Here is a 14,043-nt window from a genome sequence, read left to right as displayed (position 1 = left end):
TCCAAAATAATTAAAATGTTAGATTAATACCGAAGGCATACTGACGCATGGTAGAATATCCCATACTAACACGCATTTCCGGATCCATACCGGAGAAGCCGGTAATCGCAAACAGATTCTCCCCCGAAGCATATACGCGAAGCCTTTCAACATAGAACTTTTTAGAAATGCTTTTAGGCATTGTATATCCTAAAGTCAAATTTCTAAGTTTAATGAAATTCCCTTTTTCCAGATGAAGCGAAGAACTTGCTGAACTCTGAGCCCCTGACACATTGACCAAACGAGGTTGTTTTGAAGACAGATTGGTTCTCGGATCCGAAGGATTTTCAGGATCATAGAAATAATGGTCATCCGCTACCGCATCCGGAATCGCGTAGCCATAAGTCGTTTCACTCGAATTCCTTGCCTTGCCATAGTAGTAAATGCTAAATCCGGCAGATCCGCCCCAAGTCATAGAAAAATCGAAATCTTTCCAATTTGCACTGGCCTGGATACCAAAATTATATTTAGGGGTTGTTGAAGTTCCCTGAAATTCAGAATCATATGAATTACCATAAACTCCATCCCCATTCGCATCCGCATAAATATACTCGCCATACCAAAGTGCATTTTTAGCAATATTATTATAAGGTTGGAAAGTATAACCTGCCGCTTGCATGGCTTGAAGCCATTGCATATCGTTTTCCGTACGGATCATGCCATCTTTAGGGCCACCATTTATATTGACCGTACCGTCGGCATTGAAATACGAGCCGTTTCCGTTATACACATTAGGAAGATAAAACTCATTAATCTGACGTCCTTCGATGACTCTCGTAGTGCTACCGGTAGAAACATCTCCTATATTGGTGGAATATTCCGTATGTTCTTTATTCCATCCCCTTTCCAATTTACCTTTATATTTGCTGACAAAGTTTTTATTAAAAGAGAACTGGCCTTTAATGCTATAGCTGAAATCCTTGCCGATATTATCTCTCCATCCAAGCTCCAATTCAACACCCCTGTTCGTAACTTCCGCAATATTGGCTTTCGGAGCAGTCGCATTCCCCATTACCATATACATATCAGGCGTGTACAGAATTCCGGTCGTCAACTTATTATAAACATCTATATTACCGTTCAATTTATTATCAAAGAAACCAAAATCAAGACCGGCATTGGTAACGGCTGTCTCTTCCCAAGTAAGAGCGGCATTGGCAATAGAAGTGATGGCGATACCACTTGTCAAAGCTTGACCGGTAGAATAATTTGCCGCCGAATAGACAGACTGCCAATCATAGTTGCCGATTGCATTGTTGCCCAGTTTACCCCAAGAAGCACGAAGCTTTAAGTTTGTCAGCCACTGTACCGGTTTAAGCCACGACTCTTCATTCATACGCCAACCAGCCGAGAAAGAAGGGAAAGCGCCCCAACGATAATCGGGAGCAAATCTCGACGAGCCATCATAACGCAAGTTAAACTCAAGTAAATATCTGCTCTTATAAGCATAATTCGCACGTCCGAACACCGAGCGGGCAGCGTATTCAGTCCCATAACCAGCCGTCGAGTAAGGGGTTGTTGCAGCATCAAGGTCATTTACAGCGGCATCCGTAAGTCCCAACTTACTCACATTTGTCTCCCTGTAATTATACGTTTCTTCCTCATAGCCAACCATTGCCGACACATCATGAATACCAAAAGACTGGTTATAATTAAGTAAATGGTTCAACTTCGTACGATTCGTCCTTGTATAATACATACGAGTATAAAGAGTTGATGGGTCATCGGCCCCTGTTGAATAAGCTCCCTTAGAAAAACTGAACTTTCCAATGGAAGCGTCCGATACTTTTCGCTCCCGGCGAAGATCCTGATAATAAAAATCAAAATTATATGTAAAATACTTCAGAAACTTGACTTGAGCATACCACTCCGTATAAAGTTGCGAATATTTGTCAAACCCATTCAATACATTATCCCAAAGTCCGTTATGCGATTGTGGATCTTCTTCAGGTCCTTCCGGTGCACCATATTTTCCATCATAATACGGATATATACAAGGAACCATCTTTTCCGTGTTCATAGAATTGATATGACTACTCCCATTATAACTGGTAACACTGACTTCTTGATCGGTAACATTTCCCGATGTACGAGTTCCAACCCGCAACCAGTCGGTAATATCAGAATACAAGTTCACACGTCCCATATAACGATTATATCCCGTATTCTTCATGATACCCGGATTATCTATATAGGAAAAGCTCATTGAATAACCTGTTTTCTTCTCCTTCCCATTGAGTGAAATCGTGTGCTTCTGCATCCATTGCTTCGTATAAATCTCATCCCACCAGTCTGTATTGGGATAAGCAACATAGTTCGGATAACCCGAAGCAGAAATTCCGTTAGGATCAGCTTTAGCGGCTTCCCAAAGATCAATAGAGCTCTGAGAAAAGATATCAGAGTTTCCCAAGTTATTAGATGATTCATTCATCAATTTCATATACTGAACATAATCCGAAATTGTATGAACAATTTTGAAAGGTTCATTATAGGAGACTGTACCATCATACGTCACACTAATTTTACCTTCCGTGCCGTTTTTGGTCGTGATAAGGATAACACCGTTAGCACCACGGTTTCCATATATGGCACAAGAAGCTGCATCTTTAAGGATAGAGACATTGGCTATATCAGAAGGATTGACCATACTGATGCTTTGTTCCATTCCATCAACAAGAATAAGAGGGCTGGAAGAATTCAATGTTCCCACACCGCGAATGTTATAGGAAAAACTCTCTGCATTAGGTTGTCCGGAACTTTGCATGATCTGAAGGCCGGGTGAAGCACCGCTAAGAGCTTGAGAGGCATCGGTGACGGGTCTCGATGACATTGATTCGAAATTAACAGTGGAGACCGAGCCGGTCAGGTTTACTTTCTTCTGGGTACTATAGCCAACGACAACAACCTCTTCCAATGCTTGCGTATCCTCCGATAATGTAATATCGACCACAGAACGGTTCTTAACCTGAATTTCAATTCTATTATATCCTATGTAAGAAGCTACCAACACGGAATTTCCGAATACGGACAAAGTGTAATTTCCATCGACGTCGGTAATAGTTCCATTGGTAGGATTTCCTTTCTCAATGATATTGGCGCCGGGGATCGGTTCTCCGTTTTTATCCGTTACCACACCTTTTATATCTTTCTTTGCTTGTAAAGCAACTTGCCTTTCGTTTCCTTTATATAAGGCAATATGCTTGTCGTTTATCACATAATGGATATTCTCTTTTGCAAATAGTTCATCCAATACTTCGGGAACTGTCTTATCCTTAAAGTTGACAGTAACCTTACGAGTTACTTTTACCTGTTCCAAATTATACGTGAAATAGAAACCGCTTTTTTGTTCAATAGTAGTGAGAACCTCCTGTACGGTCGTATTTTCCATATTCAATGACAATTTCACCGACTGTGAATAGCTTAAATTAGCAAAAGACTGTAAGGTTCCCAATAGTATGAATAATATAACACATCTCATAATATTTAGACTTTTTCGCAGCCATGACGATTTATATACACCGCATGGCGTATTTTTCATAATATAATGCATACATTTGTAAATGATTAGTTAGTAATAAATTTAGGTTCGCTAAAGCGTTACTCGCTTAATCCCGGCTGAAGATATTGGCCTATCTTCAGCCTTCGTTTTTATCAATCCTTTCCCATAGGCTTTTTATTTTAATGGTTTGAAAATCCGTATTTGTTCCCCTTCAAATAAATAATCCAATCTCCTGGTTTCTTTCAGTAAATGTAAAACCTGTTCAATTGTAGCTGTATCCTTAAAGCGGCAAGTAAAAACTTCAGAACTTAAAGAATGATCCGTTATAACTATTTTCACATCAAATTTCCGTTCCAAATCACGGACAATATGATCAAGCCGACATTGGATAAAAGCGCCTTCTCCTTTCATCCATAATTTAACCGTATTCGTATTGATATTTTTCTCCAATGCCAAACCGGAACTTCCCGAATATGAAACCTGTTCGTTTGGTTTAAGAGTCAATCTGTTTTTACAGTCGTTTGTTTCCACTTCAACCTTTCCCTCTGCCAATGTGACAACGGATTTTTCGTCGAAGTAAGCTTTTACATTAAATTTCGTTCCCAATACCTTTATTGCCAGCAAAGGTGAATGCACGACAAAAGGAAGATGTTCCTTATGGGCCACATCGAAAAAAGCCTCCCCTTCAAGCCGGACATTCCTTTCCTTATCAGAGAATTGAGTCGGGTAAATAAGTTTACTTTGGGAATTCAACCAGATCTTTGTTCCATCGGAAAGCATTAGAGATGCTCTTTGTCCTTTCGGCACTTCTACCGTATTCTCGCCTACAGTTGCCGGTTGAACCATTTTATAAAGATTCAATCCTAATAATCCGATGATGATAACAGCTGCCACATATTTCAATATCGGATATATGTAAAAATGCGGTTTCGCATTTTTACTCTTTCCCAGGGAAAGAGTAAAACGGTTGTACGCCTCCTCTATCTCTCTCCTATCCGAGAATCGCAGTTCATCCTTCAAACTCCATATGCGTTCCATTTCGAACAGCCAGTCAGCATTGGGTTTGCCGGATGCGATCCATTGGTCGACTAAACGGAGGTCTTCCGAGGTACAGGTATGCGTAAGGAATCGTATGAGTAATTGTTCGTCCATCTTCTTTGATTGTACTTATAGAAAGAAGACAATCGAAGCGGGAGGTACTACGTGGTCAAAAACAAAGAAAAATTCAATTTATGTTGCAGAGCAGGAATATAAGCAGGAAAAGGCCTTTCAAATCTTTCCGTAAGAAGGCAAGTGCTTGCCGGATATGTCCTTCGACTGTACGGGGAGAGATTCCCATAATCTCGGCTATCTCCTTATGGCTGATATCATGGAAATAGGCCAGACGGAAAGCCTGTGCGCATTTGGGAGGCAGTTTATTAACGGAGAGTTCTATGATTTCCCGCAAATCCTGATTTATAACAGACTTAAGGACATCGTTGGAGTCGGTGGATTCGCCCCAAAAAGCGATACGCGCCTCAGCGATACGAACACATGATTCGTACTCGTCAACAATCATCTGGTGTTTAATGTGGTTCAAGCAACTATTTTGCAACCATTTAAAAAGGAAAGATTGGATATTGTCGGGTTGTATAACCTTTTTCTGTTCCCAATAGGAAGTGAAGACTTCTTGCACCAAATCTTTGGCAACCTGCTCATCTACAAAACGACAAGCGAGCGCCATCAATTTAGGATAGAAACATTCAAAGAAAGTTTTAAAAGCAGCATGATCTCCTTTCCTGACTTTTTCAATGTCAATTTTCGCTTCCATCATATCGTATTCTTTCTATTTGTGGTAAAAAAGCGTGGAGCTATTGTCTCATCCGGTTAGGAGCTCTGGTAAGCTTGTACAACAAATAAGCAATAGCCCACGCCCTATGGGAGCGCGAGCGTTTTTGCCTATTATTCTTTTTGTACAATGAATTTACCAGATTCCTAACAAAGAATAATACGAAACGCTTCTACGTTTTTCTTTATATTTCCAGACAAAGATAATTTTATTTTCAATAAAAGGCTTATTCATCTGCAATTAATTTTTCTTATACCTCTTACAACACTATTTAGCATCTTGGCTCTTGACAAGTTCGGACAAACCCGTATCTTTGTATTGTGGTTTTTTCATAATAGTATTAGATTTAAGGTTAACAAAGTTTGGTTAGGGGTTGTCGTGAGACAGCCTTTAATTGTTTATAGGGGTTTCTTTTGCCTATAAATAACCAGATCGGGGAAAATTGATAAGTTATCCGGCAGAATTGCCATTTACCGCAAGCCACAATGGGTCGATATTTGCATTATAAAACAAACATATAAAACAGCAAAGACATGACGACTAAATTAAGTAATCTATTTTACACTTTCCTGAACATTGCAGCTTCGACTCAAAAGTTGGGCATTAACTTGATCCGCGTGGCAATCCTGATCATCTTCGTATGGATCGGAGGATTGAAATTCTATAACTATGAAGCAGAAGGTATCGTGCCGTTTGTGGCGAACAGTCCTTTTATGAGCTTCTTCTATACGAAAAGCGCTCCCGAATATAAAGAATATAAACTAAAAGAGGGGGAATTCAACGAGGCCAAACATCAGTGGCATGTGGAAAACAACACGTACGGCTTCTCGCACGGGTTAGGCATTCTGATCATGGCGATCGGTATCCTGACGTTCTTAGGTATTTTCTCCCCTAAAATCGGCCTGGTAGGTGCAGGACTTGCTATTATCATGACGATCGGAACGCTCTCTTTCCTGGTGACGACGCCTGAAGTATGGGTACCGGACTTGGGAAGCGGAGAACATGGATTCCCACTGCTGACCGGGGCAGGCAGACTAGTAATAAAAGATACGGCAATCATTGCCGGGGCGATCGTAGTGTTCTCGGACTGTGCACAGAGGATATTGAAACAGAAGAAATAAAAAGTAGAAAGGGGTTGCCTACACATTGTATAGCCACCCCCTTTTTATTCTTTTATAAATCAACTTTTAACTTGCCGAAGCTGCCTGCTCATCCACCGATACCAGCTCGATTTCGAATATCAAAGTCGAATAAGCCGGGATATCACCGTTGTCGCTTGCGCCATAGGCTAGCTGCTGCGGAATCCAAACCTCATATTTATCTCCTTCAACCATATGTTGCAAAGCAACTGTCCAACCAGATATGACGGAACCATATCCATTCGGATTGGAGTTCGAATAATTCGCATAGTATGAACTGACCGCACACTTGAAGGGCGTACCGTCTTCAAACAACCGGGCATCAAACTCCGTTCCATCTGTCAAAGAACCTTTATAGTAGACCGAGACACGGCTATTGAAATAGGCTTGCTTGCCATTCCCCTTTTCAATCAGTTTGGCACAAACATAACCATCACCGGCTTCCGAATACCATCTTACAAAACCGGTTTCATTTACTTTTGCCTGGAAGGCAATGTCCTGTTCCAACTTATAAGCCTCTCTTTCAACAGCTTCAGTATCATCGTCATCATCCTTGCAAGAAGAGACAACAAAGACACACAACAACATCAACGCGATATGCAGGTATTTCTTCATGCGTTTATTCCATTATCTTTTTTAATAAATTCTTCATGCTTACCTTCTCGGAGATAATGTCATGCAACTTGTCGATGCTCACACGTTCCTGTTCCATCGTATCGCGGAAACGGATCGTGACACAATTATCCTTCAAAGTATCGTGGTCAACTGTAATACAGTACGGGGTTCCGATAGCATCCTGGCGACGATAGCGCTTGCCGATAGAATCTTTTTCGTCATACTGGCAACGGAAATCGAAACGCAACATCTTCATGATCTCCTCAGCTTTTTCAGGCAGACCGTCTTTCTTCACCAACGGCAATACGGCGAGCTTGATAGGCGCCAACGCTGCGGGCAACTTCAATACAACACGTGTTTCGCCGTTTTCCAATGTCTCTTCGCAATAAGAACCGGCCATCACACTCAAGAACACGCGGTCTACACCGATAGAGGTCTCGATTACATACGGAGTATAGCTCTGGTTCAGTTCAGGGTCGAAATACTGGATTTTCTTGCCGGAAAACTTTTCGTGCTGACTCAAGTCGAAATTCGTACGGCTATGGATACCTTCCACTTCCTTGAAACCGAACGGCATTTCGAATTCGATATCAGTAGCCGCATTTGCATAGTGGGCCAGCTTTTCGTGATCGTGATAACGATATTTTTCATTACCCAATCCCATTGCCTGGTGCCATTTCAGACGAGTAGCCTTCCACTGCTTGAACCATTCCATCTCTTCGCCAGGACGAACGAAGAACTGCATTTCCATCTGTTCGAACTCGCGCATACGGAAGATGAACTGACGGGCAACGATCTCGTTACGGAAAGCCTTACCGATCTGAGCGATACCGAAAGGTATTTTCATGCGGCCGGTCTTCTGTACGTTCAGGAAGTTGACGAAAATACCCTGTGCTGTTTCCGGCCGCAGATATACTTTCATGGCACCGTCTGAAGTAGAACCCATCTCCGTAGAGAACATCAAATTGAACTGGCGGACATCGGTCCAGTTACGGGTTCCGGAGATCGGGCAAACGATTTCGCAATCCAGGATCAGCTGGCGCAGGTCTTCGAAATTGGAATCATTCATGTCTTTCGAGTAGCGTTCGTGGATCTCGTTCCACTTAGCCTGATATTCAAGCACGCGTCCGTTCGTCGCGCGGAACTGGGCTTCATCGAAAGCATCACCAAACTTCTTCGCAGCCTTGGCCACTTCCTTATTTATCTTCTCCTCGATCTTCGCCAGGTGATCTTCGATCAGTACATCGGCACGATAGCGTTTCTTGGAATCCTTGTTATCGATCAGAGGGTCATTGAACGCGTCGACATGGCCGGATGCCTTCCAGATAGTAGGGTGCATAAAGATAGCCGAATCGATGCCGACTACATTTTCGTGCAACAACGTCATGCTGTCCCACCAGTATTTCTTTATGTTATTTTTCAACTCTACGCCATACTGCCCATAATCGTACACTGCTCCTAAACCGTCATAAATCTCTGAAGAGGGGAATACAAACCCGTATTCTTTACAGTGCGAAACTAATTTCTTAAATACATCTTCTTGTGCCATAATAATAATTTGCCAATTAATTAATGTGCCAATGTGCCATTTTTGTGCATTGGCACATTATTAAGTTTGCAAAGTAAATGATTTTTTTGGTAACCTGTAGCATTTTCAGCATCTTATAAGGATATTTTCGAAGAAACATCAGCTAAATGAAACCAACTCCTATCCTGGTAAGGACGAACGGCTACCCGTTTCGGAGCAGTTTCATAGAGGGGGAAATTTTGTTCCATTGGCATGAATCTTTTGTTTCTTCCCATAGAAAACAAATTTTCACTGGCGAGAAAAGTTATTTTCTCCTCATGGAAACAGATAAAACATTCCACACTTCAGGTTGATTAAAGCAGGACTTTCAACAAAAAGATCCCGATCCATCGAACAGTCGCCGGGATGGATCGGGATCGGGCATGTATGGGGAATAAAATATCAGAGCGCTTCCTTAAGGATCTCGCCTACGGTCGGATGTGGGAAGACGATGGACTTCAGCTCGGAGGCCTTCATGCCTTTTTCGACAGCGATCCCGGCTATGACGATCAGCTCGGAGGCCGGATTTCCCAAAAGGTGGGCGCCGATGATCGTTTCGTCTTCAGCCAAAATCAGCTTGCAGACGCCGTTGCCCTGCTCGTTTTCAGCGACAAAGCGGCCGGAGAACGCCATCGGTATCTTCTTGACGGTGTAAGGAGTTCCTTCAGCTTGCAACTCCTCTTCGGTCTTGCCGACACCCGCGATTTCGGGGTTGGTATAAACAACGCCCGGAATGGCTTTATAACTCATGCTGCGGTTCTTACCTAAAATATGATCGACAGCCACTTCCGCTTCGCTGACAGCCGTATGGGCCAACAGGGAGAAAGCGGTGATATCGCCGCAGGCATACACATTCGGGACGGAAGTCTGCATAAATCCGTTCACTTTGATCCCGTTGCGGAAAGGTTCGGGGGCCAGTGTTTCCAAGCCGAAACCTTTGGTCACGGGATGACGGCCTACGCTCAACAGGACTTTTTCGCCTTGGATGACTGATGTCTCGCCGTCTTTCTCGACCGTCACATCGCCGCCGTTTACGGCAGTCACCTTATGTCCTAAATAGAACTTGACGCCCCGTTTGGCATATTCGACCTGCAACATCTCGGACAGCTCCCTATCCATCGGACCGAGAATCTTATCCAGCATCTCGACCACATGCACTTCCGTTCCCATGCTGTTGAAGAAGGAGGCGAACTCCATGCCGATCACACCGCCACCGATGATCACCAGCGAAGTCGGCAGTTCTTTAGACAGCAACGCCTCACGGCTTGTCCAGTACTCCGTTTCCGCCAATCCGGGAATGGGAGGTATGACAGTTTCCGAACCGGTGCAGATAAGCAGGTTGGCGGCTTCATAAACAGCTTCGCCCGAGGCGATAGTGATCGTTCCGTCGGCTGCCCGCCCTTTGATTTCGGCTTCGCCGCTCACCACTTCCACGCCGTTCTCCTTCATCTTCATGCGGATGCCGGCTGTCAGTTTCTTTACGACTTTATTTTTACGAGCGATGATCTTCGGGAAATCGAAAGCAGGATTCTCCGCACTTACCGCATATTTGGGGGCGTGTTTGATCGTATCAAACACTTTCGCAGAATAAAGCAAAGTCTTTGTCGGCACGCATCCTTCATTCAGGCACACACCGCCTAACGCGTTCTTCTCAAAAAGCACGGTGGACAAGCCACCCGCAGCCGCCTTCTCGGCAGCCGTATAACCGGCGGGACCGCCTCCGATTATGGCAACATCGTATTTCATGTTCTCAGATTTAATTAAATTTTATATTGGGATTAATTTGTTGTAAGATCGAAATAAATTCTTCCTTGTCGGCCGGATAAAAAGAGGAGCGCCTCTCTATGCCTCCTTCCATACGGGAGTAATAGACGACGACTTTGTTACCGCTGCATTCGAGCCGGGAGATCAGTTTCACGTCGATTTGCCCGTTTCCGTGCAACATGTCCCTATCCGTTATCTGATACGGACGTAACTGAAGTATAGTTAACGGCAGGAAACAAAGGATCAAGGGTAGTCGATCAAATTTGTCCTCGCTGAAAGCATCCATAATAACCAACAATGCAAATACTCCTAATAAAATCCAGAAGATGTATACATGCCAATCTTTCTGGTTTTTCCGAATCCGTGCTTTCATGGTAATCTGTTTTTAAGTTTTAGATAACCGGTTCCTTTATCCGGATATCGGAATTATGCTTCTTCAACAGCTTGACGAAGTCCTGCTTGTTGACCGGCGAAATCAATAGCCACTGCGTGTCGCCTTTGTAGATGATCAGACGGTCCAGTGACAGGGCGTAGCTCGAGACAGGCATCACTGTCACCTCGACGGCACTAATCTCCGAAATAGGAATCCGCTTTTCCGGGAAAAAACTGCAATGGGCAATCAGATAACCATCCGCCGTTATTTTATACCAGGTCGACAACAGCATGTGAATACACTCCAATGTAAACAACAGCAGCACGATCATCGTTACGGGAGACTTGCCGCCCACAAATGCAGCAACAGTGCTTGCCGCCATCACCAACAGTATCAGATGATACCACCAACCTACTTTCGATTTAAAGACTCTGTCCATATCCTGAATTTTGCCGAAAGATAATCATTTTATTTCTTTTGGCGATTCAGGGAAAAGAAAATGCGCTGCAACTTCTCAGTAACAACGCATCCACTTAAACCGGTCAAACAATTCCCAAAAAGGAATATATCTTACATTACTTTACAACTTCGAGGACAGTATAATATTGCAACTGATTGTTGTTATTATACTGTTCGTTCTTTACGACACCCACATTCGGAGCGTACCATTCATATCCATAGCCCTCGATCGTTTCCTTCGGGGAGCGGGATTTGATTTTATATTTTACTTTCGTGCAGTCGAACGTGCCGGCGGGAGTCGCTACCTGTTCGGTCGTCACATATTCGCGGTCGTAGATAGACACGTTTTTGCGATCCTTCCGATTCTTCTTCGAGTAGATCTGAATGGTTGCATCATCGAAATACATATCGTCGCCATTATTGGACGGAGCGTTCGATACACTCGGATAGTTAATGACCGCTTCGGTAGCAGCCAAATCAGACTGGGTAGTCGACACGAAAGACGGATTTGACAAAGTCTCCTTCATCTCGATAAAGAACTCACCATCTCGGCAGAATGCTTCCAGGTCACCCTTGTCATAAACCGTACCTGCGCTATTTTTGAACACATAATCGGCTTCCACTTCCAGGCCGGACGGGATGTTCTTCACTTCATCGACCGTGTAGGTCATCACACTCTGCAGGTTTCCTTTTGCATCATAGCCTTTTTTTACGAGCTGCGTACCTTTGGTCTGCGGGAAAAAGAACGTACAATCCTGAGCCATCGCACCAGCCGCAAACAACAAGGCCAGAGCGTTCAATACAACTTTAGATTTCATATTTTAAAACGTTTAAGTGTTAATAATTAGCAGGATATCCAATGCCCCAATAGAACAGGGTTCCATTCTGAGATGTTTACGACGAGAAGTTTAAAATATCCAAAGAATCAGTAATGCGGACTATTTTGCACGAAAGCGGGCTGTATAAGGTACAACTAAATAAGTTAATTCCTAACTTTGTCAGCCACAAAGGATATAAACTATGGTACAACAATTCGATTTCTTAGTGATCGGTTCCGGTATCGCTGGCATGAGCCTCGCCTTGAAGGTAGCCGATAAAGGGAAAGTAGCCATCATCTGCAAGACAGAGCTGGAAGAAGCGAACACCTATTTCGCGCAGGGAGGCATTGCTTCGGTAACAAACCTGCTGGTAGACAATTTCGACAAGCATATTGAAGACACAATGATTGCCGGCGACTGGATCAACGACCGGGAAGCCGTGGAAATGGTCGTACGAGGCGCACCGGATCAGATCAAGGAACTCATAAGTTGGGGTGTGAACTTCGACAAGAAGGAGAACGGCGAGTTCGATCTTCACCGCGAAGGAGGGCATTCCGAATTCCGCATCCTACATCACAAGGACAACACCGGCGCCGAGATCCAACTAAGCCTTATCGAAGCGATCAAGAGACATCCCAACATCACGATATTCAACCATCACTTTGCAGTAGAGATCATCACGCAGCATCACTTGGGTATCATCGTCACCCGTCATACGCCGGGCATCAAATGTTACGGCGCTTATGTGCTGAACGAAGACACCGGTAAGGTAGACACATTCCTGTCCAAGGTAACAGTTATGGCAACAGGCGGTTGCGAAGCCGTTTACCGCAACACAACCAACCCGCTGATCGCTACGGGCGACGGTATCGCAATGGTGTATCGCGCGAAAGGAGCTGTCAAAAACATGGAGTTCATCCAGTTCCACCCGACCGCTCTTTTCCACCCGGGAGACCGTCCCTGTTTTCTGATCACCGAAGCCATGCGCGGATATGGCGGCGTCTTACGTACGCTGGACGGAAAGGAGTTCATGCAAAAATACGACAAACGTCTGTCTCTCGCCCCGCGTGACATCGTAGCACGTGCGATCGATAACGAGATGAAACTCCGAGGTGAAGATCACGTTTACTTGGATGTGACCCATAAAGACCCGGAGGAGACGAAGAAGCATTTCCCCAATATCTATAAAAAATGCCTCAGCATCGGCATCGACATCACGAAGGATTATATCCCGGTAGCTCCAGCAGCCCATTATCTGTGCGGCGGTATTAGTGTCGATCTGAATGGGCAATCCAGCATCCGTCGTCTCTATGCCATCGGCGAATGTTCCTGCACAGGGTTGCACGGTGGAAATCGCCTGGCTTCCAACTCGTTGATCGAAGCAGTCGTATATGCGGATGCAGCCGCTAAACATATCCTAAGCGTCCTCGAACGTTACGATTTCAACACCGATATTCCCGAATGGAACGACGAAGGTACGATCTCTACCGAAGAACGTGTATTGATCACCCAGAGCATGAAAGAAGTGAACCAGATCATGGAATCGTATGTCGGCATTGTTCGCAGCAACACCCGTCTGACTCGTGCCTGGAACCGCCTGGATATTCTGTACGAAGAGACAGAAAGCCTCTTCAAACGCAGTAAGGCCTCAAAAGAACTGTGTGAACTGCGTAACATGATCAACGTCGGTTACCTGATCACCCGTCAGGCAATGGAACGTAAGGAAAGTCGCGGGTTGCACTATACGATCGACTATCCGCCGTTAAAGAAAGATTAAAAGCCCGGAAAAAGCATGTCAAAATCACCTTGTTCCCGCACTCTCCCACACGAGGCACGGGAACAAGGAGTTTTTAATTTTCTTCCTTTCCTTATAATTTATTATGAACATGAAAAAGCACCATCTATTACTATTCTTTTTATTCCTGTTTATCTCCTGTTCAAC

Annotated in this window: 11 protein-coding genes; 2 read left to right on the top strand and 9 right to left on the bottom strand. The window is 44.1% G+C overall.

Features of this window, described 5'->3' with window-relative positions; all coding sequences use genetic code 11:
- Positions 1-10 precede the first annotated feature (10 nt).
- The 3 genes from KTG12_RS00510 to KTG12_RS00500 all read right to left on the bottom strand — a co-directional run bounded on the left by KTG12_RS00510 (position 11) and on the right by KTG12_RS00500 (position 5,351).
- Positions 11-3,427 (bottom strand): TonB-dependent receptor, encoded by a 3,417-nt coding sequence (locus KTG12_RS00510; RefSeq protein WP_138272596.1) that lies wholly within the window; start codon positions 3,425-3,427, stop codon positions 11-13.
- A gap of 285 nt (positions 3,428-3,712) precedes the next feature.
- On the bottom strand, positions 3,713-4,690 hold the full coding sequence (locus KTG12_RS00505) for a FecR family protein (protein ID WP_022321446.1): 978 nt from the start codon (positions 4,688-4,690) through the stop codon (positions 3,713-3,715).
- A gap of 73 nt (positions 4,691-4,763) precedes the next feature.
- A complete protein-coding gene (locus tag KTG12_RS00500) occupies positions 4,764-5,351 on the bottom strand; it encodes an RNA polymerase sigma-70 factor (protein WP_005639663.1) in 588 nt (195 codons plus the stop codon).
- A 548-nt stretch (positions 5,352-5,899) separates the two neighbouring features.
- On the opposite strand from KTG12_RS00500, the gene KTG12_RS00495 reads away from it, so the two are divergent.
- A complete protein-coding gene (locus KTG12_RS00495) occupies positions 5,900-6,487 on the top strand; it encodes a DUF417 family protein (RefSeq protein WP_005639659.1) in 588 nt (195 codons plus the stop codon).
- 66 nt (positions 6,488-6,553) lie between these two features.
- Here KTG12_RS00495 and KTG12_RS00490 read toward each other — a convergent pair whose 3' ends face one another.
- The 6 genes from KTG12_RS00490 to KTG12_RS00465 form a co-directional block, all read right to left on the bottom strand.
- The gene (locus KTG12_RS00490) at positions 6,554-7,120 is read right to left on the bottom strand and encodes an FKBP-type peptidyl-prolyl cis-trans isomerase (RefSeq protein ID WP_005639657.1); all 567 of its coding nucleotides are present in this window, start codon (positions 7,118-7,120) and stop codon (positions 6,554-6,556) included.
- A 4-nt stretch (positions 7,121-7,124) separates the two neighbouring features.
- Positions 7,125-8,669 carry a glycine--tRNA ligase gene (locus tag KTG12_RS00485; protein ID WP_005639655.1) on the bottom strand — a complete coding sequence of 515 codons (1,545 nt, stop codon included), beginning with the start codon at positions 8,667-8,669 and terminating at the stop codon, positions 7,125-7,127.
- 420 nt (positions 8,670-9,089) lie between these two features.
- On the bottom strand, positions 9,090-10,433 hold the full coding sequence (gene lpdA, locus KTG12_RS00480) for a dihydrolipoyl dehydrogenase (protein ID WP_022321448.1): 1,344 nt from the start codon (positions 10,431-10,433) through the stop codon (positions 9,090-9,092).
- Between the two features lie 10 nt (positions 10,434-10,443).
- Positions 10,444-10,824, bottom strand: coding sequence for a hypothetical protein (locus KTG12_RS00475; RefSeq protein ID WP_022321449.1), 381 nt, complete (start codon positions 10,822-10,824; stop codon positions 10,444-10,446).
- Between the two features lie 19 nt (positions 10,825-10,843).
- Positions 10,844-11,263: a PH domain-containing protein gene (locus KTG12_RS00470; RefSeq protein ID WP_022321450.1), complete on the bottom strand. Its 420-nt coding sequence runs from the start codon at positions 11,261-11,263 to the stop codon at positions 10,844-10,846.
- A 136-nt stretch (positions 11,264-11,399) separates the two neighbouring features.
- Positions 11,400-12,101: a hypothetical protein gene (locus KTG12_RS00465; protein ID WP_022321451.1), complete on the bottom strand. Its 702-nt coding sequence runs from the start codon at positions 12,099-12,101 to the stop codon at positions 11,400-11,402.
- A 202-nt stretch (positions 12,102-12,303) separates the two neighbouring features.
- Here KTG12_RS00465 and nadB point away from each other — a divergent pair, with 202 nt between their 5' ends.
- On the top strand, positions 12,304-13,878 hold the full coding sequence (nadB, locus tag KTG12_RS00460; RefSeq protein ID WP_022321452.1) for an L-aspartate oxidase: 1,575 nt from the start codon (positions 12,304-12,306) through the stop codon (positions 13,876-13,878).
- The last annotated feature ends 165 nt before the right edge of the window (positions 13,879-14,043 follow it).

The organism is Parabacteroides sp. MSK.9.14 (assembly GCF_019041495.1).
In the GTDB taxonomy this organism is placed as follows: domain Bacteria; phylum Bacteroidota; class Bacteroidia; order Bacteroidales; family Tannerellaceae; genus Parabacteroides; species Parabacteroides merdae.
Note: the sequence above shows the minus strand (reverse complement) of the source record. Positions and strands in the feature narration are given on the sequence as shown.